Consider the following 24,387-nt stretch of genomic DNA (forward strand, 5'->3'; position numbering starts at 1 on the left):
CGCGCGGCCCGGCTCTCGCGGCTATGGCGCGCGCCGCCGGGCCATGTGATCGAGATACACGACGATGCCGTTGATGTCGTCGTCGGAGAGCTGCTCCGGCGAGAAGCCCTGCATGACCCGCTGCGGCCAGTCCCGCACCGAGCCGGGGTCGCGCAGGTAGCGCCGCAGCGCGGAGGGCTCGAAGTATTCGGTGGGGCTCATGGGCCGGTTCAGGTCCGGGCCCATGTCGGAGGCACCGGCGCCGTTCAGACGGTGGCAGGGCAGGCAATTGGCCGCGAAGCCGGCCTGCCCGACCCGCGCGGCGTGATCCGCCGGCAGCGCGGGGTCGACGGCCAGCTGCGGCCAGCGCTCGGTCGGCAGCGGGACGTAGCGCAGGGTCGCCAGCTGGAAGGGCCAGTACTCGCGCGCGATGCCCGACAGCTCCGGCCGCTCCCAGACGATGTAGAACGGGCCGGCGCTGGCCGACCGGCCCGCGATGGCGGGCCAGGGTGCGTCCGGCGGCTCGACGGCCAGCCAGGCGCGGGCGGCGCTCCCGGCCGTCTGCTCCAGCAGGCGGACCGGGATCTGGGTCACGAAGCCGTCGGTCGCCGCGGCCTCCACCGCACCGCCTCCGTTGGCGGCCAGGCCGGACAGCACCTCGGTCACCGGCACGGCGCGGTAGCGCCGCGCGGCGCCGCCATAGGCCGGGTCCTGCTGCACGAGGAGGTCGACGGCCGACGGGCTGGCCAGGAGCGCCTCCGTGCCGAAGGCGACGTGACGCGACCCGTCGTCCACGGTCAGCGTGGCCCCGTCCGCGGCCGCCGCGCTGCCCAGCCAGAGCAGCACGGCGCCGGCCTTCAGGGAACGGCGCAACGGGCGCAGCCACCGCGTCATGAAGCTATCGGCCATGCGCCGCTCCTTGCGTGCCGCCATCCGGCTGATGGACGAAGATCAGCACCGCGAGGATGACCATCGCGAAGCGGAAGGCGGCCTCCTGGCCGTTCCAGTGGGACGACTGCCACATCTGGAACCACTCCCCGCCGATCACCAGGAAGCCCAGGAGCCAGACGCCCAGGCCCGCGGCAGAGCCCGCCACGCACCAGGCCTTCGCCGCCTCATCGCCGCCGCGCCCATCCTCGCGCCGCCTGCCCTCAGAACCTGTAGGCGACGCGCGCCATGCCGGCATGGGAGGCGTAGCGGTCGCCGAGATCGGCGCTGTACTGGAGCTTGAAGTCCCAGTTGCCGGTGCTGAGCAGCTCCGCACCCAGGGCGAACTTGCCCAGCGTGTCGGGGATCGGCGTGGTGGCGCGGAAGCCGCGGCTGGCGGGTTGGCCGGCGAAGCGCGCGGTCGCCGCCCAGTCGCCGTTGCTGACCAGGCTGAGGCCGGCGCTGGCATAGGGACGCAGCACCATTCCCTCGGCGATCCGGATGCGGCCGCCGACCTCGATCGCGGGCGTGGCGGCCACGCTGGTCTCGCCCTGGCCATCGACCGTCAGGTTGAAGGGCGAGGCGCCGCTCTCGGTGTAGCTGCCGCTGCGCACGTGGTTCAGGTGCAGGTCCACCCGCGGCTGCAGGTACCAGCCCTCGAAGGGGATCTGGTAGGCGACGCGGGCATGCGCGCCGACCTGCCAGGCCCGCGGCGAGGCGCTGGCCTGTTGCGTCAGGGTGCCGACCTCGACCGTGCGCTTGCTGTCGTACCAGCCATAACCGAAGTCCAGCGCGCCGGAGATCTGCCAGGGCCCGTCCTGGTGGCGCAGGGTCGCGCCCAGCAGCAGGCTGTCGCCATTGACCTTGGCCAGCCCGCCATCGCCGCGGAAGTCGCTGCTCTCATAGGCGATGGAGCCGCCCAGGAACCAGCCCGGCGCGACCTGCACCTGCCCGCCGGTCTGCATGGTCCAGGCGTCGGCGGTGTAGCCCAGCGCGGCGGCGGTGGCGTCCTGGTCGCTGTGGCGGCCGAGGATGCGGGCCCAGCCGCAGCCCTGCTCCGCATCGGTGATGCCCGCCTGCTCGTAGGTCGGGCAGCCGTCCAGCATGGTGGTGACGAAGCTCTGGCTGGCGCTGTAGCGGAAGGCGGCCACGGCGCCGACGGTCTGGCCGGAGAGGCTGTTCAAGGTGCGGGCATAGCCGCCCGCATCGGCCACCCCAGCCAGCGCGGTGTAGCCGGTGCCGAGGCTGGCGCCGCTGTCCCACAGCTCCTGCAGGTGGGCGGCCACGCGCTGCTGGTTCTGGCCCAGCCCCGCGGCCTGGGTGGCGAACTCGGCGCGGGGCTGGATCAGCAGGCTGTTGCCGCTCGCTTGGGCATCGAAGCGGAAGAGCTGGGTGCGGGTGGTGGCGAGCCCGGCATCGAGGCTCACCCCCTGGGTCGCGGTCAGCACCGTCACGGCGCGGTTGGCCAGGCTCGCGGCGTGCACCTCCACCGTGCCGGCGAGCGAGGCGCTGCCCTGCACGTCCAGCCGGTCCGCCTGCCCCGTCGCGTGGTTGGTGTCCACCACCAGCCGGCCGCTGCCGGTCTGCACCAGGTTGCCCGTCATTGCCGTCGTCGCGATCGTGCCGGTGCCGCCGATGTTCAGCGTCCCCGCATTGGTCAGCGTGCCTGCTGCGCCGAGGCGCACCAGCGGGCCGGTGTTGAAGGCGGCGCCGGCGGCGTTGGCGACGTTGCCGCCGGTCACGGCGCAGCCCCCTTGGGGGCAGGCGCCGCCGCCATTGCCGTTGTCCAGGTTCACGCTGCCGGTGATCGTGCCGCCGGCCTGGTTGTACACGCTGGTCCAGCCGCCGGTGCCGTAGATCGCGGTGGTGCCGAGCGAGGTGATGGTGCCCTGGTTGTTGATGTTGTTGTTGGTCTGGCTCGAGGGGTCCTGGTTGGTGCTGCCACCGACGATGTAGATGCCGGCGTTGTAGCCGTCGCCCGGGTTAAAGTCGCGGCCGCCCTGCACCAGGGCGCCCGGCCCGACGTTGATCCGCACCGCGGCGCCGCCGGTCGGATTGGCCGTCGAGCCCTGGCCCACGCTCTCGGCGAAGATGCCGGGGGAGGCCGCGCCGCCCGCCCGCACCTGACCGTAGACATTCATGGTCACCGCGCCGCCGGTGCCGCTGCCTCCGGCCGTGCCGTCATAGGCGCCGTCGCCACTGCTGGTGACGCGCCCGCCGCCGCCGCCGATGCTCTGCGCCAGGATGACGGGGGTGTTGTCGGCGCTGGTGGAGAGAATGGCCGTCGGGTTCACATTGATCAGGACCTGCCCGCCATTGCCGCTGTGCGCGGAAGAGGGCGCGAAGCCCGCGCGCTGCGCCGTCAGCCCGGTGTCGCCCGCCAGCCCGCCGCCGCCGCCGATGCTCTGCGCCAGGATGGCGACGGCGCCGAGGCCATAGGTGGTGATGTTGCCCGCCGACCCTGCCGCGCCCGAGGCGTTGCCTACCGATACCGTCACGCTGCCTGCGTCGCCGGTCATGGTGCCGGAGCCGAAGAAATTCGTCCCGTTCGGCGTGCCCCCCAGCACCAGCCCGCCGCCGCCGCCGATGCTCTGCGCCAGGATGCCGTAGGCGTTGCTGCCGAACCTCGTTCCGTTCGCGGCCACGGAGCCGGTTGTGATGCTGCCCGTATGGTTCACCGCTATGCTGCCGGCGGAGCCGGCGGGCGCCTCCTTGCTCGCGTCGCAGAGGGTGCCGCAGTTGCCGCCGAAGGTCAGGTTGATGCCGTAGCTGCCGCCCGTCGCGACCGGCCCGCCGCCGTTGTTGTCCGACGCATCGCTGGAGCGGGTGCGGACGATGCCGCCGCCGCCCGCGATGCTCTGCGCCACGATGCCGGTCGCGTCATGGCTGCGCGTGACGATCGCGCCCGCGTTGGTGACCGTCACGGTCCCCGCCGACCCGCCGCCGCCGCCATTGGCGCCGATCGCGATGGGCAGGCTGAGGACCGAGGTATTGTCCGCGTTGTCGCCCTTGACCTTCGCGGCCGAGGTCCCGGCGATGCCGCCGCCGCCCGCGATGCTCTGCGCCACGATGCCGAGCGACTGCGCGCCGATCGTCGTGACGTTCCCGCCATTGTCCACGGTGACGCTGCCCGCGCTGCCGCCGTGGCCGCCCTGGCCGCCGACGCTGATGGGGACGTTCCCCTCCTTGTCGTCCTCGTTGACCTGGCCGCTGGTGATGGAGGAGACGGCTGCGCCGCCCCGACCGCCGCCGCCACCGATCGCCTGGGCCAGGATGCCGTCCGACATCGGCCCGACCGTGCCGATCGAGCCGGTGTTGGTGACATGGATGTTGCCCGCGTCCCCTGCGGCGCCGCCCTGCCCCCCCACGTTCACGTGGACGGTGATCTTGGTGGAGGAGCTGCCATCGCCGCTGTCGCCGCCGGATTCACCCAGATCCTCCAGATCCCCGGTCGGATCGTCGCCCAGCAGGCGCGTCGCCGTCACGTTGCCCAGCGCCGAGTTGGCGACGCCGATGAGGCCGGAGACGGAGTTGTACTGATTCACCGCGCCCTCCCCGCCGGCGGCAAAGGCGCTGTTGAGGGAGGTCATGGCGCCGTTGACGGAGCCGCTGGCCCCGTTGCCGCCATCGCCGGAATTGGTGTGGTTGCCGAGCGTGCTGGCCGACTTGCCGCCGAACCCGCCGCCGCCGCCGACGCTCTGCGCCACGACGGCGGGCGCATCGGCGCCGAAGGTCACGATGGTGCCGGCATTGGTGACGGTGACGGCGTTGCCGCCGTTGGGCTGGGTCGTGCTGCCGCCGCCGCCACCGTTGCCGCCGACCGCAACGTTCGCGGTGAACTGGCCGTTGCTCGTCCCGGCCGCGCCGCCGCCGCGCCCGCCGCCGCCGCCGACCGATTGCGCCAGCACCCCCATGGCGCCGTCGCCGAGGGTCAGAATGGCGCCGCTGTTGTCCACGGTGACCGGGCCGCCATTGTTGCCGCTGCCACCTGCGCCGCCGAGGGAGACGCTGGCAGAGATGTTCGCGCCGTCGCCGGAGCTCTTCGCCTTGGCGTCGCCGGTCCCGCCATTGCCGCCGCCGCCGCCGATGCTCTGGGCCAGGACCGCGTCCGCCGCCTCGCCCCGGGTGAAGATCATGCCGCCATTGGTGACGCTGGCCGGGCCGCCGGTGCCGCCCCCGCCGCCCGTGCCGCCGAGGGCGACGGAGGTGGAGACGTTGAGCGGCGAGTCGTCGTTGCCCTTGGCCGTGGAGGTGGCGGAGGCGTCGCCGCCCGAGCCGCCGCCGCCGCCGACGCTCTGCCCCGCGATGCCGATCGAGCCGCCTCCTGCCGTGGCAATCAGGCCGGTGTTCTGGAGGCTGACGCTCCCGCCATTCCCGCCGGCCCCGCCGGCCCCGCCGATGGCGACCGCGACGGAGACGGTCGGCGTCGGCACCTCCTCGGTCGCGGCGCCATAGACGGTGGCGGTCGCTCCGGAGGCGCCGCCGATGCCGCCGCCGCCGCCGATGCTCTGGCCAATGATGCCGTGAGAATTGGCGCCCGTCGTCAGAATCTGGCCCGTGCTGGTGGGAAAGAGGCCTCCGGTGTTGGTGTCGGTGATCTGCCCGACCGTGCCGCCGTTGCCGCCGCCGCCGCCGCTGCCGCCGACCGACACGGAGGCACCGCCGATGACGGACACCACCTTGGAGTAGGCCGCGCCGCCATTGCCGCCGCCGCCGCCGATGGATTGCAGCACGATGCCGGAGGAATGCAGGCCGGAGGTCGCGATGCTGCCGGTGGTCGCTGCCTGCACGGTGCCGCCATGGCCGCCGCCGGCGCCCGAGCCGCCGATGACGATGTTCAGGAACGCGTCCGTCTTGCCCGTGCCCGTGGCGTTGCCGCCATTGCCGCCGCCGCCGCCGATGCTTTGCGCCAGGATGCCGGTCGACCGCTCGCCGGAGGTGGTGATGGCGCTCGCGCCGGAAGCATCGGTGGACTTGAAGACAGTGATATCCCCGCCGTTGCCGGGTGCCGCGCCGTCGCCGCCCACGGCCAGCCAGCCGTTCGAGTCGCCGCCATTGCCGCCACCGCCACCGATGCTCTGCAACAGGACGCCAGGGGAGTTGCTCCCGCTCGTGGCGACCGAGGAGACCGCGGCGGCCACGAATCCGATAGGACCGCCGCTGCCGCCGGTGCCGCCGTTGCCGCCGCCCGCCCCCCAGCCGCCGCCCTGGCCGCCGCCGCCGCCCGCGCCGCCGAAGGACTGCGCGAGGATGCCAGGTGAATCTGCGCTGCCGGTGCTGGCGGCGCCGTAGTTCACCACGCTCACGCTGCCGGCGTCGGCGCCGGAGCCTGCGGTGCCGCCGGAGGCGTCGCCCAGCCCGGCACCGCCCTGGCCGCCCTGGCCGCCGAAGGATTGCGCGGTGATGGCGGCGCCGGTGCCGGTGGAACTCGCCGAGCTGCCGGGCATGAGCATCACGGAGACGGAACCGCCCGTGCCGCCATTGCCGCCGTCGCCGCCCGAGGCCCCGACGGGGAAGTCGACATTGATGGGCAGGCCGCCATTGCCGCCATTGCCACCCTGGGAGCGCGCGAGGATGCCGCCCTGGGTGCCGGTAACGCCGCCCTGGAAAACGACGCTCACGCCGCCGCTGCTGTTGCCGCCATTGCCACCGTCGCCGCCATCGTCCACGGAGGTGTCCGGGCTCGCATTGTCGAAGTTCACCCCCGCCGCGCCGGCGCCGCCATTGGCGCCGGCATAGAGGCCGACCGACGGCACCAGCCCGCTGATCGGCGCCTGGGCCGCCGCCGGGTTGCGGAGCTGCCCGACCATCGGAGCATTCGACGTGCCGGCCACGACCGTGCCGGCCGTCCCGCCATCACCGCCGGTCCCGTTCGCGCCCCCGTGGGAGCCGTGGCCGGAGACGCCGCCCGCGCCGCCATTGGCCTCGATGAGGGTGATCTCCCCGGTCGTGGTGCCGGGCTGCATGGTGACGGTGAGGGTGTTGCCGTCGCCCCCCCTGCCGCCGTCGCCGCCGTTCTTGTCCATCTCGCTGTAGTGGCTGTTGCGGCCCGCGCCGCCCTGGCCGCCGATGGTCCGGATCACGATCGCTTCCCCGGCCGGGTAGGCGACGCCGGGAATGTTCACGCCCGCCGCGCCCACGGCCGTCCCGGGCGAGCCGGGAGAGCCGTTGTTCGGGCCGTTCGGGGCCGTGGGCGGCTGCACGACGTAGTAGCAGGCGTACCCCCCCTGCGGCGTACAGTCGTCGGCCCTGGCCGCGCCGCCCAGCGCGGCGGAGAACAGGACGAGCGGCCCCGCGATGGAGGCGGCCAGCACGGCCGTGCCCGAGCAGGAGGAGAGCAGCCGAGCGCGGGACGAGGCACCGGGCGACATGGCCGGAAGCCGTGCGCCTGTCCCTTGCAGGTCGGGTGCCGCAGCTCCGGCAGGGGTCGCCCGGCCGGCCGCCGGGGCATGCTTGGACAGGCTGCGTCCGGAGCGGCGCATGATGATGATATCCTTGATCCTGGTGACGCACCGCCCGAGGGACCGGCCTGCGGTCCGGGGCGGCGCCGGCGGCATCACGGCCGGCCTGGAAGAGGTACCTGCCGGCCACTCCGGAAGTCCCGAAAGCCGGGCCCGAAACCGGCGAGCTTCAGCCGAAATTTCTTTCGGCGTTCTTTCGGATGACGATATGCCCTCGCGAGAGACTGGATTGGCGGTGCGTGAACCAGCCGGTGTCTCGCGGATGGGGAGAGCCGCCGGAACGGCTGGGCGGCACCGCGCCGCCCGGTGAGTCGCGGCAGCCTGGTGACGATCGAGCGGCATCAGACCGGCAGCGCCTTGGCGAGCGCATCGGCGTAGATCGGCACCGCCATCCGCTCGATCGCCGATTGTTGCTGGGCGCCGAAGACGTCACGCTCGTCCACCGAGGCGGAGATGTTCGGCCGTTCGATCGAGATCTTGATGGCGTTGCAGCTGTCCACGAAGAAGCTTCCGACGACCCGCTCCGCCGGCAGGCCGAGGAGCGCCGCGACGCTGTCCCTGTGGAAGCGGTTGGACCGGAGGGCGGCTTCGTAGCTCTCGGCCGAGTTGAAGATGATGTCGAAGGTCAGGCGGTTGATCCCGGCATCCTTCGAGCGGATCACGATGGCCATGTCGAGTAGATGGTAAGTGTCGTCCGGCGCCCCCCGCGCCGGCACGTCCGCGATCAGGGAGAGGGTGCGGTCATCGAGGTTCCCGTCATACCTCCGCTCCCCGACATCGAAGTAGCGGGGACGGGCCGTGCCCTCCTCCGTCCAGGCGCCGCCATCCGCGCGGTAGAAGGTGATGGGGAACATCACGTCGCGGATCACCGCCTCGTTCTGCAGCAGGTGGTAGAGCGACCATTCGTAGGCATCGGGCGCGTCCAGGTTGGTCAGCGAGCCCGGCAGGGGTGCCGCGACGGCGGCCAGGCGTGCGATCTCCTCCGCGTGGCGCCGCGCGAGCGCGTCGGCGTCGCGGTCCACGGTTCGCAGGAGAGCGCAGGGCCGCGCCGCATCGGCCTCGATGATCTCGTAGGTCGCGTCGCGCAGCGCGTCGGGAAATTCCGCCTGGATCAGCGCCACCACCGCCGCCTTGATCCTCGGATAGTTCGCGAAGAAGACCGGATCGCGCGTGCCGCTCGGCACGATGGCGCCGAAGGCGCCGTCGTCGCGCCGGAAGCTGACAAGGTTGGGCGAGAGCGGGTAGGCGATGTTGCCGGCCGTCGCCTTGCGGCCGGGATAGCCGTAGTGGATGAGGTAGTGGGTCAGCAGACTCGCGAGCAGGACCGCCGCCTCCTGCGTCGCGGCGCGCGTCTCCACGATGAGTCCGAGCTCCCGCTCGCCCTCGACGACCGGGGCCGCCTGCACGCCGTTGCGGCCATAGACCAGGATGTCGGCGGGAACCTTCGGAAGGTCGGCCGGATCCAGCCGGACCATCGACACCTTGCGGGCCCCCAGCCGCCGCGCGCCCTCCAGCTTGATGCTGAGCGGCCACGGCTTGCCCGCATGGACGAACCGGCTGTTGCGGATGCCCGCCGCACGCGGACCGCGGGTGAAGAACTCCGCATGCTCCATCGCCAGGACGCCTTCGGGATAGAACTGGAGCTGGGGGTGGCTTTCCTCGTAGAGCGAATGCGCCGCGATGGAGTAGGGGGTGCAGCGCCGCGCCGGGTTCGGTGCCACGAAGACCGCCGTGCCGTCGTCGTAGACCTCCGCGACGAGGCAGTCGGAGGGCGAGCCCGGGTCGCAGGCCAGCGCGCCGCATTCCAGGACGTGGCCGACATGATAGGCCAAGCCGGCATCGATGCCGCGGCGGATCATGTCCGAGGCGAAGAGGGCGACGTCGCAGGCGCGGCCCGCGAGCACGTACTGCGCCCCGCTGTCGAGCGCGGTGATGAGGGGGTGGATGCCCATCTGGCCGACGATGGTGCTCTCGCGCAGCGCCTCCTCGTCGAGATCGGGGCCGAGGCCCGTCGGGCGCAGCGTGCCCTGCCGGAACTCGCGCAGGACGATCTCCGGATCGAGCTCGGAGCGGATCACCGCCACCTTGGCGTCGCGCACACCGAGTTCCGCGAAGACCGCCTTCGCGACCTCCAGCATCCCGTCGAGGTTGCGGTTGCCGCCGGCCATCCCGCAACTGCCGAGGATCACCGGGCTGCCGGTCTTCTGTCCCGCCTCGACCATGTGGCGGAAGTCGGCCTTCACCGCCTCGCGCTCGAAATACTCGGTGCCCGTGCCGAGATAGTGCGGCCCGGCATCCATCGAGCCCGCGTCGGAGATGATGGCGTCGATGCGGCCGCGGAGCGCTTCCTTCAGGGACTCCGGAGGATAGCCGTAGCCGAGCGCGCCGCAGGCCGAGACGACACGGTAGATGAGCTTCGCCATGATGTCCTTCCGCAGCCGGCAGGCGGGATCGACGCGATCGGCCCAGGCCAGTGCCGGCGGCAGAGCAGATGCAGCCCGCTGCGCCGGAGGACAAATAGGGTCTCGATATCCCGGCATAGCTTTCGGATACGGCCCGCCCCGTATCCCGCCGCTTCGTCCGGACGGCCACGCATCGTGGCGGCCCGTGAGCACTGTCCGAGGGCCGCCCCGGTTCAGGGAATCTCCAGCACCGCCAGCGGGCCATGCTGCTGGGCGCCGTAGACGTCACGGTCGAAGGGCGATCCGCTGCCGCGATCGCCCCAGCGGCGCGGCAGGGTGACCTTCACCGCGCGGATCCGGTCGAACGGGATGATCGAGACGTGCTGCGCCTCGACGTCGTACAGCGCGCCGATGCGCGCCGCCGTCAGCACGCCCGATGCGAGGACGCGCCGGTAGGTCGGCTCGTCGTCGAACAGGAGGTCCATGGTGACCTGGAACGGTCCGGCATTCTTGCTCCGCAGCACGGCCGCGAGGTCCTGGAGCTGGGCCATCGTCACACCTGCTCCATCTCGATCGGGAAGAGGGCAAGCTGATCCTCGACGTCCATCAGGTGGTAGACGCTGAACTCGTGCACCTCGCCCGCACTCACGTCGGAGGGCGAGAAGGGGAAGGCCAGGTTGCCGGCCGTCGTCCGCCGGCCCGGGAAGGGGCAGTGCAGGAAGGAGGAGCGCGCGAGGGACAGTGCATGGTCGGCCAGCTCCTGGGTCCGCGCGACGACCTCGATGAGGACGCCGACCTCGTGCGGCACCCTGTCGCGCTCCGGCTCCAGCTCCCCGAGCACGGCGTCCCGGCCGTAGTAGCGAAAGCCGAGCGCGGGCGCGTCGTCCGCCCCCGCGCCTCCCAGGTTGCGCCGCACGGCGGCCCGGACCTGCGCCTCGATGAGCGGCAGGTTCGCGATCACCGCCCGGTCGCGGATGCCGGCCAGCACGAAGGCGCGGAAGCCGACGCGGCGGGCGCCTTCCAGCTTGATCCGCAGCCGCGGGGCGGGGATGAAGCGGGAACCGCCGACCCGGACGGTCTGCCGGTCGACCTGCTCGAAGGTGGCGTCGCGTAGGTCCACCCGGCCCTCCGGCTCGTGCAGCAGGAGCGGTTCGGCCTGCTCGTACAGGGTGTGCGCGGCGACCGAGGCGGGCGAGCAGGTCCGGCGGGCGGAGAGCGGGCGTATCAGGAAGTGGCCGTCGCGGATGATCCCCAGCAGGCTGTCGTTCGGGGCGAGCGGCAGCGCGCACTGGGCCCCGCATTCCATGATCTTCGCCATGTGCAGCGCCAGGCCCGGATCGTAGCCCTCCGCGATCGGCAGCGCCGCGTAGATGGCCGTGTCGCAGGCCCGCCCGGCGAGGACGACATCCGCGCCCCGCGCCAGGGCATGTGCCAGGGGCTCCGTCCCCATCTGGCCGACGATCCGGGCGCTGTCCATCACCGCCTCCTCGGCCAGGGGCGGAGCGTCGGGCATCGGGGTGATGGCGCCTGCCCGCAACGCGTCGCGGACGCGCGCCCGGTCGATCTCCGCGCGGATCACGGCGAGGCGGAAGTGCAGGCCGGCCTCGCGCGCGATCCGGACCAGGATGCGCCGCACGGCCTCCAGGTTCGGGTCGCCGCCCGCCATGCCCGCCGAGCCGATCACGAGCGGCACGCCGGCGGTGCGGGCGCGCAGCAGGGCGAGGCTCAGGTCGCGCTCGACCTGCCCGTCCTTCACCAGCGACCGGCCGGTCCCGAGGTAGAAGGGCCCCGGGTCGGTCGAGCCGGCATCGCCGCCGACGAGGTGCGGCCGCTGCGCGATGCCGGCGTCCAGGCTTTCGACCTCGTAGCCGTAGCCGAGGCAGCCGTTGATCGCGACGATCCTGAGTTCCCGCATCGGCTCAGAACTCGATCCTGATATTGGCCTGCCGGATGAAGTCGGCCCAGAAGGCCGCGTCGGTCCGGATGAAGGCGGCGAAGGGCGCCGGCGCCAGCGGCAGCGCCTCCAGCTCCAGGGTCTGGAAGCGGCTCCGCAAGGCCGGCGCGCCGAGGGCATCGAGGATGGCGCGGCTCAGCCTCCCGACCCTGTCCTGCGGCGTGGCCGCGGGGGCGACGAGCCCGAACCAGGCATTCACCACCAGCCCAGGGAACCCGCTTTCCGCGACGGTCGGCACGTCCGGCAGCGTTGGCAGACGCTCGGCCGAGGTAACCGCGAGGGCGCGGAGGGTTCCCCCTTGGACGAGCGGTAGCGTGGCGGCGAGGGTGTCGCTCGCGAAGAGCACCTGTCCGCTGATGACGTCGCCCAGGGCCTGGCTGCTACCCCTGTACGGGACGTGCGCGGCGGCGACCCCGGCGCGCCGCAGGACGAGTTCCGAGGCGAGCTGTGCGATCGTGCCGACACCCGGAGAGCCGTAGGAGGCATCCTGCGCCCCGAGATGCTGGATCAGCCCCCGGAAGCTCCCTGGCGCGCCCGGCGTATTGGCCGTCACGAGCGCGAAGGAGGTCTGCGCGAGGCCGGCGACGGGCACGAAGTCCCGCTCGAACCGGTACTGGATCCGGGGGTTGACGAGCGGATTGACGATGAGCGTGCTGGTGGTGCCGAGGATCAGCGTGTGGCCGTCGGCGGGCGCGCGTGCGCCCTGGTCCGTGCCGGTGGCGCCCCCGGCGCCGCTGCGGTTCTCCACCACCAGGGGCCGGCCGAGCGCGGCGCTCGCCGCCTCCGTGATCAGGCGCGCGACGACGTCGCTGCCGGTGCCGGGCGCGAAGGGGACGATCAGCCGGATCGGCTGGGTCGGGAACTCGGCCTCCGCCTCCGCCGGGCGCGAGGCGGCGCCGATCAGGGCGAGGGCGCCGCCGAGGGCGGTTCTTCTCCGTAGCACGTGGCGGAGCAGGCGCGCGCCTGACTGCTCGGCCGTCCCCACGGCTGGTACGTTCATCGCCCGTGGCCCGGATTCTGCATGATGTCCTCCCACCGCTGGCGGCCATTGCTGCGGCCGGGGAACCTTCGCGGCGACGGTCGACGGGAATGCCAGCGCGCCGGGCGCCCCACAAATACCGTTCGCCTCTGCCGGCATAGCCGCCGGATATGGCCCCCTCAGTCCTCGAGCGGCTCGCCACCGGCATAAGTGCCCGAGCGGACGGCGGCGAGCACGAAGGCGGCCAGGCGATCGCCCACCGCCGCGACGGCGGGGCTGCCGGACGGCTCGGCCGAGGTGTGGAGCGAGGCCACGAGGTACAGCGGCGGTGTGATGGCACGCAGCCGCAGCGCGGGTCCGCCCCGGAACGCCTCGGCGCCGGAGACCGGCAGGACGGCTCCACCGAGCCCGGCCTGGACCGCCTCGAACAGGCTCGAGAAGGCATCGGCCTCGACGGCGATGTCGGGGACCACGCCGGCCCGGTCGAGAGCCCGGTCCAGCACCGCGCGCGTCACGTTCGGCCGCACCGCGAGGACGAGCGGGATCAGGGCCAGGTCGCCGAGGGCGATCTCCTCCACGCCAGACGCCTGGTCGGAGCGTTGCACGAGATGCAGGCGCTGCCGGAAGAGCGGCCGGCAGTGGCGGCCCGGGGCCGGCGCTTCCTCGAACAGAAGGGCGAGATCCACCTTGCTGTTCGCGAGCCGCTCCCTGAGGTGCAGGCTATCGCCCGTGACGATCTGGAGGCTGACCTTCGGCAGGGCCGTGCGGCACTCCAGAACGAAGGGGGCTGCCAGGCGGGAGGCCAGCGTCGATGCCATGGCCAGCGAGACCACGCCAGCGGGATCGCCGCGGCCCGCCCGCACGAGGTCCGGCAGTTGCTCGACCTGACGCAGGATGGAGCAGGCATGCTGGTAGAGGATGCGGCCCTCCTCCGTCGGGGTGACGCCCCGCGCGCTGCGCTCCAGGAGGAGCACACCCAGTTCGGTCTCCAGTTCGCCGATCTGCTGGCTGAGCGCGGGCTGCGCGACGTGCACGAGCGAGGCCGCCCGGGAGAAGCTCCCGGCCTCAACGATCCGGACGAAGTACCGGAGGTGTCGTAGCTGCATGCATCGCCTCGGGGTGGCTCCGACAACCGGAGCTCGACGTCATGTTGCACCGCCTGACCTCACCTCGGAAGCACGCCACGCTCTAGGCTGAGAACCCGTTCGACCTGTTGATTTGGTGCTTCCGTTGTAATTCGCTCGGCCTCACGGGGGGCGACTGGAGTTGGAGTTGACCCGGTTTCGTGGACACCCTGAGGCTTGAGACGGGGGTGTCGGAGATGCCGAAATTCAGGGTGCCCTACCCGCCGGAGTTCCGGCGGCAGATGGTGGAGTTGGTCCGATCGGGGCGAACGCCTGAGGAGCGTGCGAGGGAGTTCGAGCCGACGGCGCCGTCGATCTGGAACGTCGATCTGGAACTGGGGTCGACAGGCTGAGCGCGACGGCGGGGCCCGCAACGACAGCGGCGTGACCAGCCCCGAGCGGGAGGAGTTGACGAAGCTTCGGCATGAGAGCCACCGCCTGCGTCAGGAGTGCGACATCTTTGGCAAAGGCGGCGGCCTGCCGCAGCGGGCTTGCTGCTCCTCGCTGTCGTGCTCGATGTCTGGTCGCGCCGGATCGTCGCCTGGGCCATGGTGACGGACCTGCGCACTCGCTGGGTGCTGGACGCGCTCGACATGGCGGTGACAACGCGCAATTCCACCGATGTCGCCCACCGCTCGGGCCAGGGCAGCCAATACACATCCGTGGCCTTCGGCTTCAGATGCAGGGAGGCGGGAGTCCGCCCCTCCACCGGCTCGGTCGGTGACGCCTACGACAACGCCATGGCCGAGGCGTTCTTCGCCACCCTCGGATGCGAACTCCTCGACCGCCGCAGCTTCCGCTCCCAGGCCGAGGCGCGGATGGCGGCGTTCGCCTTCATCGAGGGCTTCTACAGCCCTGCCAGGCGTCACCCCGCCTTGGGCTACCTCTCCCCCATCGAATACGAAGCCAGAGCCATGGCCGAGAACAACTGATCCCTCCCCGCCAACCGTCCACGGGAGCGGTTCAACTCCAACTCCAAGCGGCTTATCACCCGCCGGCTGGGTATCCGGCCGGTAGGGCGATGCCGTTGGCCAGCAGCGCCTCCTCCATCAGCGCGGTGAGCTGTTCAACCTCGGTGACCACGTTGCCGTGCGCCGGGCAGATCATGGTCGTCGGATAACGCGTCAGCATCCGGCGGAAATCCGCGACGAGGGGATGGTTGTCGGCGAAGCGCGCCCAGTAGAGGGCGAGGTCGAGGACCATCCTCGTATCCTCCAGCGTCGGCCGGAAGGGCATCTCGCGCGTCAGCAGCGCGCACTGGTCGGTCGCGTAATGCGAGAAGCCGAAGGCGTCGGAGACGAAGAGTAGCCCGTCCTTGTCGTCATGCGCCCAGGCCGTCGCCGGCAGGTCGTGGACGAGGGCGGGAAGGACGCTCAGCGTGCGGTCGCCGAGCGACAGCGTCTCCCCCGTGCGCATCTGCCGGAAGCGGCCGGCGCGGGCGTGCCCGGGGTGGTACAGGTGCAGGTTGCGCGCCTCCCCCACCGCCGTCGACTTCGGGAAGGCGGTCAGCAACGCGCCGAGGTTGCCGGCATGCGGGTACTCCTCGTGCGTCGGGAAGATGTAGGTCAGCTCGTCGCCGACGACGGAGCGGATGAAGGCCTCGATCCGCGGCCCGTCCTTGGCGTGGCCGGTGTCGATCAGGACGGCGCCGGCGCTGCCGCGCAGCAGGTAGGCCGAGGCATGGGTGTGGAATTCCCGGCCGTACATCCGCATGTGGAAGCAGCCGGTCAGCAGGTAGGCGCTGTCGGTGAATTGCCGGGTGGAGAAGCCGTGATAATCCATCCGGTTGGTCGCGGGCGCGGCATCGCCGGCGCGCCCCCCGGCAGCGGCGTCGGACATGGCGGGTCTCCTCCTCAATGGCGGGCTTCGAGCCGCCGGAGCGCCTCGAGCATCGCCGACTGCTTGGCGCGGACCGCGGCCGCGCCGCGGATGACGAGGCCCCGGCTCGGCGCCAGCACCTCGATGTCGTGGCGGTCGAAGATCGCCTCGACCTGGTCGATGATCGGCGCCAGCCGGCTGCGCGCGAGCCAGTCGAACTTCAGCGCGAAATTCTCCAGGCAGCGCGCGACCAGCGCGTCGTGCGGCGCCACCCCGGCGAGCAGCCGCTGGCCGGGCGTGGCCGCCGTCTCGTCGGAGAAGCTGTCGGAGCAGAACAGGGTCCGGCTGACCCGTTCGTAGTACCAGACGGTCGGCAGGACCCGCAGCGGCGCCTGGATGGCCTCCAGCCGGCGATGCGCCGAGACCGGCACCGTGTCCCCCGGCGCGACGCGGGCGCAGGCCACGCCGAAATCCAGCATCTGCAATTCCGTGGCGGTGTCGAGGAAGCTCCCCTCGCGCAGCGCCTCCGTGTCGGCGGTGAAGAATTGCAGGGTGTCCAGCAGGCCGGGGGAATGGACGGTGCGCAGCCCGGTCAGGCGTACCAGATCGGGAATATTGGCGACGCAGTCCGGCTCGTTCCGCGTGACCGCCAGCCGTGTCGGCCCCTGCCCGGCGCAGGCCAGCCCGCCGAGCTGCACCGCGATCGCAGGAAATACCGCGGGCACGCCGCCCTCCAGCAGCAGCAGGCTGCCGGCATCCGCCAGCAGGTAGCTGTTGAAGGGAAGGTGGCGGCCCGCCTCCGCCGCCGGGTACCAGGACAATCGCTCGTCGATGGCGACGTTGCCGCCGAGCAGGTGCAACCCCTCGGCAATTGGCTCGGGCGCCGTCGCGGCATCAGCGGGATCCGTTTCCTTGTCAGCGATCGGTCCGATCGTCTCCGAATCCACGTGCATCACGCCGTTTCCCCTGCTTCCTGCCGGCCCAGCCGGTTCCGGGCGGTCCTTCGCGCGCCGCCCTGGCGCGTCCCGCCCGCCGCCGTGTCGCGCCGGGCGGCGTGACCTGGAGACGGGAACTCCCTATCGGAGCAGGTACTCGCCCGGCTCGAACCGATCGGTGCGCTGCCAGTACTCGGCGATGGTGAAGGGGAAGTTCTGCGTCACCCGACCCTCGCTGTTCTTGTACCAGCTGCTGACGCCGGACCAGCCCCAGGCGCGGCGGGCGTTCGTCTCGTCCACCCGCGCATTGTAGGTCTCGTGGATGCCGTCCCGCACTTCGAGGGAACGCGCCCCGTCCTCCAGCAGGCAGCGCAGCGCGCTGAGGATGTACTTGGCGGACAGCTCCGAGAACAGGATGATGCTGCCGCCATGCACCACCAGGTTGGTGTTGGGCCCGTACATGACGAACATGTTCGGGAAGTTCGGCACGGTGAGGCCGAGATAGGCGCGCGGGTTCGCGCCCCAGTATTCGTGCAGGTCCACGCCGCCGCGGCCGGTGATCGTCATCGGGTGCAGGAAGCGCGCCGCCTGGAAGCCGGTGCCGTAGATCAGGGCATCGAGCCGGTGGTGCTCCCCGTCCGTGGTGACGAGGCCGCCCGGCACGATCCGCTCGATCCGCGTCCGCACCACGCGCAGGTTGTCGCGGCGCAATGCGCGTATCCAGGCGCCGTTGTCACGCAGGATGCGCTTGGCGCCGACCGGCGAGTCCGGGATCAGCGCGTCGCGCAGGTCCGGGCGGTCGGCGATCTGCGCCTCGATCCAGCCCTGCAGCGACGCGCGCAGCGCATCGTTGCTCTCGGAGATGGCGGTCTCCGAGGCGGGATAGGCCGGATCGTGGGTGATCCGGTCGAGCAGTCCCGGCCCCTGCATCATCAGCATGGAGGCGCGGTACCATGGCTGGTAGGCGGGCAGGTTCGCCATCAGCCAGCGGGCGCTGTCGGGCACCGCCTCGTGCAGCTCCGGCGTCGGCAGCAGCCAGGTCGTGGTGCGCGCGAAGACGCGGACGCTGCGCGCCCGCTCGGCGAGCTTCGGGATGAACTGGCAGGCGCTGGCCCCCGTGCCGATGACGCCGACATCCTTGCCGTCGAGATCGGTGGCATGGTCCCAGCGCGCGGAATGGAAGGCGGGGCCGGCGAATTCGTCGCGGCCTGGGATGTCGGGCAGGGCGGGCCGGTTGAGCTGGCCGACGGCGAAGATCACCGCCTGGTGCGTGCGGACCACCTCGGCGCCGTCCTGCGAGAGGCGCAGCTTCCAGGCCGATGCCGCCTCGTCCCAGCGCGCGGCCCGCACCGCGCAGTTGAGGCGCGTCTGCTCGTCCACCCCGTGCCGCCGCGCCACATCCTGCAGGTAGGCCAGCACGTCGGGCTGCTGCCCGAAATACTCCGGCCAAACGACGGGCGCGCTGGCGTAGCTGTACACGTAACTGTTGATGTCCACCCGGCAGCCCGGATAGCGGTTCTCCAGCCAGGTGCCGCCGAGGGCGTCGTTCTTCTCGTACAGGGTGTAGGGGATGCCGGCCTGGGCGAGGCGGATCGCGGCGATGATGCCGCTCTCGCCGCCGCCGACGATGCCGACGCTGAAGGGACGGTCCGGCGCGATCCGCGCCTTGGACCAACCGGGGCGGCGGGGATCCTGCCCGCCCAGCACCATCTCCTCGGCCAGCAGCGGCACGAAGGGCTCGATCTCCTTGCCGACCGCCCAGGCGGCGATGCGGTGCAGCACGTCGAAGGTCAGCGGCGGCACCGGCGCGCCGGCGGCGAGGAAGGCGCGCAGGCGTTCGACGCAGGCGGCGAGGATGGTCTCCCGCTCCGCCGGCTCCACCTCGCAGCGCAGCTTGCCGAACACGGCGCCCGGCTTCCGGCCTGGCGTGAGGAGCGAATGGTCGCCCGTCAGATGCGCCGTGGCCATCAGGAGGACCGGCAATTCCGCTCCGGCGCGGATATGCCCCTCCAGCAGCGCCACGGTTTCGGCTGCGTCCGTCACCGGCCTTCCCTCCCTGCGTCGGACCTTGCCCGGCTTCACCCCGGTCGGCGCGCGGCGCCGGCGCGGTGACGGGCGCCGTCGGTGGACACCCTCTCCCGCCGGCGCCTTCGCCCGGCCGGCGGATCAGATGGCCCGATCGCCTTGGTGGCATGGTCGTACGACGCGGCGGGCCGTGTCTTTGCGCAGGCGGCAGCGGGGCTGCGCGGAGAGGGTGTGCCCGGAAGCCACCGGGCCGCACGGTGCGGGACGGCCGCCCGGTCAGGGCTGGCGCAGCGTCACCTCCCGCGGCGTCCGGTCGAAGGCCGCCTTGAAGGCCCGATTGAAGCTGGAGACGTTGCCGAAGCCGGCGGCATAGGCGAATTCGGTGATCAGACCCGGGCGCCACACCTCCCGCTCCAGCCGCGCCCGGCACAGCTCCAGCCGCTGCCGCTGCACGCGCCCCATCACCGTCTCGCCGCGATCGGCGAAGAGCTGGCTGAGATAGCGCGGGCCGATGCCGAGCGCGCGGGCGATGGAAGCCGGCGACAGCTCGGGGTCGTCGGCATGGCGGTCGATGTGCAGGCAGGCGCGGTCGAAGCTGCGCTGGCTGCCGGAGCGGAACGGCCGGTCCTGGAGCAGCGTGGCCGCTGCTTCGGCCAGCAGGTCTGTCGCGACGGTGGCGACCAGCGTCCGGGACGGCAACGGCACCGCGCCTTCCTGCCCGATCGCGGAGCGCAGGAAGCCGGCGGCGAGCCGGCCGATGCCGGCCTTGCCGTCGATCCGCCGCGCGAAGATCGCCGGCGCTGCCCGGAAGCGCCCGGCGAGCCTGGCCGTGTCGAGCCGCAGCCACAGCGTGTCGCTGCCGGCCGGAACCTCGACGCTGTATTCCCGCCGCGAGTCCACGATGCCGAGATCGCCGGGTTCGAGCAGGCAGCTCGCGCCGTCCTGGCGCAGCAGTGTCGGGCGGCTCAGCGGCAGGCAGACAAAGCAGTGGCCCTCCGCACCGGCGGCGATGTGATCCTGCCGCCGCCGCGCCTCGTACCGGTCGCCGCGGCTGCGCGCGCGGATGAAGCGCAGGGAGTCCACCTCCGTGACGAGGTAGCGCCCCTCGACCGCGGCGGCACCGCGCATCTCGAGCGGCACGAAGATCGAGGACAGGATCTCCGAGGAAAGGCCCCTCAGGCAGTAGCTCTGGCTTCCCGGCTTGCGCATCCGGTCATCCTCCCTGGTTCTCTTCCTTCTGTGCACAGACGCAGTGCCGTACCGGCGCAGCCCGCCGGGCGCGCCTGTGGGTAGTTTTCCGCGCGGCTGGTTCGATGGCCGGGCGATGCGGGGTGGAGCAAGCGGAATGGTAGCATACCGGTACGGCAACGGGCCTGTTCGCGCCGTGCTGATCCATGGCTGGTTCGGCGACGCGCACGACTTCGACGCGATGCTGGCCGCCATCGATCCCGACGTCTTCAGCTTCGCCTGCATCGAGTTCCGCGGCTTCGGCGAGCGGAAGGGCGAGACCGGCCCCTACGACGTCGCGACGATCGCGCGCGACGCGGTGGCGCTGGCCGACGAGCTCGGCTGGGAGCGGTTCGACGTTGTCGGCCACTCCATGGGCGGCAAGGCGGCGCTGCGCGTGGCGGTCGAGGCGCCGGGGCGCGTCGGGAAGCTCTGCGGCATCGCCCCCGTCTGGGCCGGCCGCTCGCCCTTCGACGAGCAGCGGCTCGGCCTGTTCCGCAAGGCGAGGGATGTGGCCGGCGTACGCCAGGGCATCGTCGCCAACGCGACGGGCGGCCGTCTGCCGACGGTCTGGAGCCGGCGCGTGGCCGAGCACTCGATGCGCATCAGCGATCCGGACGCCTTCGCCGCCTACTTCGAATCCTGGGCACTGGAGGATTTCGCGCGGGAGGCAGCCAGTGTCACGGCGGAGACGCTGGTGATCGTCGGCGCGCACGATCCCGGCATCACGGAGGCGGTGGCCCGCGCCACCTGGCTCGCGACGCTGCCGAACGCGCGGCTCGCCGTCATGCCGGACAGCGGGCACTATCCGGCGAACGAGTGCCCGCTGATCCTCGCCTCGCATCTCGCGGGCTTCCTGGAGCCGGGCTGAGCGGCGCCGTGGCCGGGCCCCGGCGGGGCGGCGGATGCCCGTCATCACCGTGATCGGGGGACGGGCATTGCCGGAAACAGGGAGGACGGGATGACGGATGGTGAGGCACCGACCGGCACGGCGCCGGGGATGGACGCCATCGGGGCGCTGGAAGCGCTCCTGCGCACGCGCCACAGCTGCCGCGGCTACCGGCCTGACGCCGTGCCGCGCAACGTGATCGCGCGCATCCTCGCGGTCGCGCAGCTCACGCCCTCCTGGTGCAACACCCAGCCCTGGCGGGTCCATGTGACGAGCGGCGCCGCGACGGAAGAGCTGCGCGAGGCGGTGCTTCAGGCGGCGCGCGCCGGCGCGCCCGCGCCCGACATCGCGTTCCCGCAGGAGTATCTCGGCGTCTACCGGGACCGGCGCCGCGTCTCCGGCCTGCAGCTCTACGCCGCGACCGGCGTGGCGGCCGGCGACCGGGAGGCCTCGCGCCGGCAGGCGCTGGAGAATTTCCGCTTCTTCGGCGCGCCGCACGTGGCGGTCGTCACCACCGAGGCGGCGCTTGGTCCCTACGGCGCGGTCGATTGCGGGGCCTACGTCACCGGCTTCATGCTGGCGGCACAGGCGCTGGGCGTGGCTAGTATCGCGCAGGCCTCGCTGGCGATGTACGCGCCCATCCTCCGCGCGCGGCTGGGCATCCCGGAGGGGCGCCAGGTGTTGTGCGGCATCTCCTTCGGCTACGAGGACCCGGCGCACCCCGCCAACGCCTTCCGGACCGAGCGGGCGCCGCTCGCCGAAGTCGTCGACTGGCACGGCGCGTAGTACGGCGCGGCGCCGGGGCGAGGCGCCACCCGGTGCCGGCCGGAGCGGGTTCCGCCGTGGCGCGGCCATCGCCCGGGTCCTTTCAGTCCCGGCCGCCGGCCGGTTCCGGCGGCGCGGCATCCCAGGCGGCGAGGGCCGCCTCCGGTGCCACCGGCAGGGCCGGCGCGGCGGCGGGAATGCCCGAGGGCGTGCGCCCGAAGCGCGGCGCCGGCGCCGGCTGCCGGCTCTCCCCGACCGTGACGAAGGCGCCGCGCGCGCGGTGATGCGGGTGCGCCTCCACCTCGGAGAGCGGCAGCACCGGCGCGAAGCAGGCATCCACGTCGCCCAGCAGCGCCTCCCATTCGTCGCGGCGGCGTGACGCGAAGATCCGGGTGAAGGCGGCGTGCAGCGCGGGCCAGGCGGCCCGGTCCCGCTGCGCCGCGCGCAGCGGGGCCGGCAGGTCGAGCCGGTCGCAGAGGATGTCGAAGAAGGCGGGCTCCAGCGCGCCGATGCTGACATGGCCGCCATCGGCGGTCCGGTACGTGGCGTAGAAGGGCGCGCCGCCATCGAGGAGGTTGGTGCCGCGCGCCTCGGTGAAGCGGCCCGTGCGAGCCATGCCGAGGATGCTGCTCATGAGCGACAGCACGCCGTCCACCATGGCCGCGTCCACCGTCTGCCCGCGTCCCGAGCGCTGCCGTTCGAGCAGCGCCGCCAGCACGCCGCAGACGAGGTAGAGGCTGCCGCCCGCATAGTCGCCCAGCAGGTTCAGCGGCGGCACCGGCGGCCCGTCCGCCGGGCCGATCGCGTGCAACGCGCCGGCCAGGGCGATGAAGTTGATGTCGTGGCCGGCGCGCGGCGCCAGCGGCCCGTCCTGCCCCCAGCCGGTGATGCGGCCATAGACGAGGCGCGGGTTGCGCCGCGCCAGCGCCTCCGGCCCGAGGCCGAGCCGCTCCATGACGCCGGGCCGGAAGCCTTCCACCAGCACGTCGGCGCGGTCGCACAGGGCGAGCACGGCCGCCCGGTCCGCATCCGACTTCAGGTCGAGCTGGACCACCCGACGGCCTCGGCCGAGGATCGAGCCGGGGCCAGGCAGCCGCTCGGCCGGCCGCATGATGGTGAGCACGTCGGCGCCCATGTCCGCCAGCAGCATGCAGGCGAAGGGGCCGGGGCCGAGGCCGGCGAATTCCACCACGCGCAGCCCGGCGAGCGGCCCGCCCGGCGCGGTGCCGGCGGGGGTGGCGTCGGCCTGGGGGTCCGGCGCGACGCTCTCGGCCGGGGCGCTCATGCGCCGGCCGCCGCGACCGGCCGGAAGCGCAGCGGCGGCACGTCCTTCGCCGCCTCGGGCGGCACCAGCTCCACCCGGCTGCCGATGGCGGGCGCCGCCTCCGCCTCGACCACGCCGAACAGACGCGGCCCGGCATCCAGGCGCACGAGACCGACGCGATAGGGCGGCGGCAGCGGGAAGCCCGGCGTCGGCGTCCGCACCATGGTCAGCGCCAGCAGCGTGCCGGTGCGCGGCACGGCGCGCCATTCGAGCGACCCGTCCGGCGCGAACAGGCTGAGCGGCCGCGGATAGAACTGGCAGCGATCCGCGCCGGGATCGTACTGAAGCCGCAGCTCGCCGGCGGCGAGATGCGCCCAGAACGCCGTTGCCGCGTCGAGCCCCGCCTCGGGCAGGTCGATGCCGACGCTCACGGGGCCGCCGCCCTTGCCGTCGCCGCTCATGGGCTGCCCCCTTCGAGGATGAGCACGGCGCTGGTGCCCCAATTGCCGGCATAGGGCACTACGCCCAGGCCGGTGACCATCGCGTTGCGCGGCGCCGCCACCTGGCGCGGGCCGGCCTCGCCGAGGATTTGCCGCACCGCCTCCACCAGCCCGATGCCGCCGCCCGCCAGCCCGCACTGGCCGGCTGAGAGCTGGCCGCCGCCGGTGTTCACGGGCAGGCGCCCGGCCGGGGAAAGGTCGTTGGCGAGGACGAACGCCCCCGCCTCGCCCCGTGCGCAGAAGCCGATCTCCTCCAGTTGCAGCAGCACCGCGATGGTGAAGTCGTCATAGGCCTGGAGCATGCGGATGTCGGAGGCCGCGAGGCCGGCATCGGCCAGCGCGCGCGGCCCGACGACGGAGAAGCCGGAGGCCAGCAGGTCGTCGCTCTCGCCGCGCGGATCGGGGTTGGTCAGCTCGCGATAGGCGATGGGATGCGCCACGCGCGCGAGGCCGCGCCGGCGCGCCGCCGCGGTCGAGGTGACGATCACGGCATTGGCGCCGTCGCAGCGCATCACGCAGTCCAGCAGCCGCAGCGGGTCGGCGATCGGGCGGGAGCGGCGGTAGGCCTCCTCGGTCAGCGGCCGGGCCAGCTCGGCGCAGGCATTCGGATTGCGGCCGGCATTCTCGCGGAGCTGCATGGCGAGCTGCGCCAGCGCCGCCTCGGGCCAGCCGTACCGGTCGGCATAGACGCTGGCCAGCAGGCCGAAGCCCGTCACCGGGCCGCCCCAGCCGGCCGGATCGGCGACCTCGGCGCGATGCCCGCCCTGCCGGCCGAGATAGCGGGTGGAGGGCGCGTCGGCGAAGAGACAGAGCACCGTCTCGCAGGCGCCGGCATGGATCGCCGCCGCGGCGCGCGCCACGCCCGCGATCGCCGAGGCGCCGCCGAGGTCGATCGCCTGAAGCCAGCCCGGCGACAGGCCGAGCGTCTCGACCAGCAGGTTGGTCCAGAACGGGTCGCCCGCCTCCGAGAGCGGCGTGGTGGCGAGGACGCCGTCGATCTCGTCAGGGCGGATGCCCGAGCGGCGCAGCGCGTCGCGCATCGCCGCGGCACCCAGCTCCAGCGCCGAGCGGCCGGAGCCCTTGGCGTTCGGTACCTCGCCATGGGCCACCACGGCGATGCCGCGGTCGGCGAGCATCC

At 72.7% G+C, this 24,387-nt stretch carries 18 protein-coding genes and 1 pseudogene; 4 read left to right on the plus strand and 15 right to left on the minus strand.

Features of this window, described 5'->3' with window-relative positions; translation table 11 throughout:
* Positions 1 to 21: 21 nt before the first annotated feature.
* From LPC08_RS05500 to LPC08_RS05535, 8 genes are all read right to left on the minus strand, one after another.
* Complete coding sequence (locus tag LPC08_RS05500; RefSeq protein ID WP_230451721.1) at positions 22 to 888, minus strand: cytochrome c; 867 nt, start codon at positions 886 to 888, stop codon at positions 22 to 24.
* Entirely contained in the window at positions 878 to 1,165 is a 288-nt protein-coding gene (locus LPC08_RS05505; RefSeq protein ID WP_255702299.1) for a DUF2165 family protein, read from the minus strand. The genes LPC08_RS05500 and LPC08_RS05505 overlap by 11 nt, the downstream gene beginning before the upstream one ends.
* Positions 1,131 to 7,277, minus strand: a complete 6,147-nt coding sequence (locus LPC08_RS26060) for an autotransporter outer membrane beta-barrel domain-containing protein (protein ID WP_255702300.1) — start codon at positions 7,275 to 7,277, stop codon at positions 1,131 to 1,133. The genes LPC08_RS05505 and LPC08_RS26060 overlap by 35 nt, the downstream gene beginning before the upstream one ends.
* 431 nt (positions 7,278 to 7,708) lie before the next feature.
* Positions 7,709 to 9,790 (minus strand): DUF4387 family protein, encoded by a 2,082-nt coding sequence (locus LPC08_RS05515; RefSeq protein WP_230451723.1) that lies wholly within the window; start codon positions 9,788 to 9,790, stop codon positions 7,709 to 7,711.
* Between the two features lie 212 nt (positions 9,791 to 10,002).
* On the minus strand, positions 10,003 to 10,320 hold the full coding sequence (locus LPC08_RS05520; RefSeq protein WP_230451724.1) for a DUF4387 domain-containing protein: 318 nt from the start codon (positions 10,318 to 10,320) through the stop codon (positions 10,003 to 10,005).
* A 2-nt stretch (positions 10,321 to 10,322) separates the two neighbouring features.
* Positions 10,323 to 11,684, minus strand: coding sequence for an acyclic terpene utilization AtuA family protein (locus tag LPC08_RS05525; protein WP_230451725.1), 1,362 nt, complete (start codon positions 11,682 to 11,684; stop codon positions 10,323 to 10,325).
* A 4-nt stretch (positions 11,685 to 11,688) separates the two neighbouring features.
* Positions 11,689 to 12,723, minus strand: a complete 1,035-nt coding sequence (locus LPC08_RS05530) for a Bug family tripartite tricarboxylate transporter substrate binding protein (protein ID WP_230451726.1) — start codon at positions 12,721 to 12,723, stop codon at positions 11,689 to 11,691.
* A 158-nt stretch (positions 12,724 to 12,881) separates the two neighbouring features.
* Entirely contained in the window at positions 12,882 to 13,808 is a 927-nt protein-coding gene (locus LPC08_RS05535; RefSeq protein ID WP_230451727.1) for a LysR substrate-binding domain-containing protein, read from the minus strand.
* A gap of 179 nt (positions 13,809 to 13,987) precedes the next feature.
* Between LPC08_RS05535 and LPC08_RS05540 the strand changes: the two genes are divergently transcribed.
* Both LPC08_RS05540 and LPC08_RS05545 read left to right on the plus strand, forming a co-directional pair.
* The gene (locus LPC08_RS05540) at positions 13,988 to 14,179 is read left to right on the plus strand and encodes a hypothetical protein (RefSeq protein ID WP_370643307.1); all 192 of its coding nucleotides are present in this window, start codon (positions 13,988 to 13,990) and stop codon (positions 14,177 to 14,179) included.
* 123 nt (positions 14,180 to 14,302) lie between these two features.
* Positions 14,303 to 14,758 (plus strand): annotated as a pseudogene (locus LPC08_RS05545) (transposase); the annotation flags it as partial.
* 55 nt (positions 14,759 to 14,813) lie between these two features.
* On the opposite strand, the gene LPC08_RS05550 reads toward LPC08_RS05545, so the two are convergent.
* The 4 genes from LPC08_RS05550 to LPC08_RS05565 form a co-directional block, all read right to left on the minus strand.
* Positions 14,814 to 15,665, minus strand: a complete 852-nt coding sequence (locus LPC08_RS05550) for an MBL fold metallo-hydrolase (RefSeq protein ID WP_230451728.1) — start codon at positions 15,663 to 15,665, stop codon at positions 14,814 to 14,816.
* Between the two features lie 14 nt (positions 15,666 to 15,679).
* Entirely contained in the window at positions 15,680 to 16,597 is a 918-nt protein-coding gene (locus LPC08_RS05555) for a hypothetical protein (RefSeq protein WP_230451729.1), read from the minus strand.
* A gap of 123 nt (positions 16,598 to 16,720) precedes the next feature.
* Positions 16,721 to 18,622: a flavin-containing monooxygenase gene (locus LPC08_RS05560; RefSeq protein WP_230451730.1), complete on the minus strand. Its 1,902-nt coding sequence runs from the start codon at positions 18,620 to 18,622 to the stop codon at positions 16,721 to 16,723.
* A gap of 258 nt (positions 18,623 to 18,880) precedes the next feature.
* Positions 18,881 to 19,813, minus strand: coding sequence for an AraC-like ligand-binding domain-containing protein (locus LPC08_RS05565; RefSeq protein ID WP_230451731.1), 933 nt, complete (start codon positions 19,811 to 19,813; stop codon positions 18,881 to 18,883).
* Positions 19,814 to 19,949: 136 nt separating this feature from the next.
* On the opposite strand from LPC08_RS05565, the gene LPC08_RS05570 reads away from it, so the two are divergent.
* Together LPC08_RS05570 and LPC08_RS05575 are read left to right on the plus strand one after the other, a co-directional pair.
* Positions 19,950 to 20,702, plus strand: a complete 753-nt coding sequence (locus LPC08_RS05570) for an alpha/beta fold hydrolase (protein WP_230451732.1) — start codon at positions 19,950 to 19,952, stop codon at positions 20,700 to 20,702.
* A gap of 90 nt (positions 20,703 to 20,792) precedes the next feature.
* Positions 20,793 to 21,506, plus strand: coding sequence for a nitroreductase (locus LPC08_RS05575; RefSeq protein WP_230451733.1), 714 nt, complete (start codon positions 20,793 to 20,795; stop codon positions 21,504 to 21,506).
* A gap of 82 nt (positions 21,507 to 21,588) precedes the next feature.
* Here the strand turns inward: LPC08_RS05575 and LPC08_RS05580 are convergent, their stop codons facing one another.
* From LPC08_RS05580 to LPC08_RS05590, 3 genes are read right to left on the minus strand one after another with little or no spacing between them, the layout of a single operon-like run.
* Positions 21,589 to 22,770, minus strand: a complete 1,182-nt coding sequence (locus tag LPC08_RS05580) for a CaiB/BaiF CoA transferase family protein (RefSeq protein ID WP_230451734.1) — start codon at positions 22,768 to 22,770, stop codon at positions 21,589 to 21,591.
* Complete coding sequence (locus LPC08_RS05585; protein ID WP_230451735.1) at positions 22,767 to 23,210, minus strand: Zn-ribbon domain-containing OB-fold protein; 444 nt, start codon at positions 23,208 to 23,210, stop codon at positions 22,767 to 22,769. Before LPC08_RS05585 ends, LPC08_RS05580 begins: the two co-directional genes overlap by 4 nt.
* The gene (locus LPC08_RS05590) at positions 23,207 to 24,385 is read right to left on the minus strand and encodes a thiolase family protein (protein WP_230452996.1); all 1,179 of its coding nucleotides are present in this window, start codon (positions 24,383 to 24,385) and stop codon (positions 23,207 to 23,209) included. Before LPC08_RS05590 ends, LPC08_RS05585 begins: the two co-directional genes overlap by 4 nt.
* Positions 24,386 to 24,387 lie beyond the last annotated feature (2 nt).

Origin of the sequence: Roseomonas sp. OT10, assembly GCF_020991085.1 — a bacterium.
In the GTDB taxonomy this organism is placed as follows: domain Bacteria; phylum Pseudomonadota; class Alphaproteobacteria; order Acetobacterales; family Acetobacteraceae; genus Roseomonas; species Roseomonas cutis.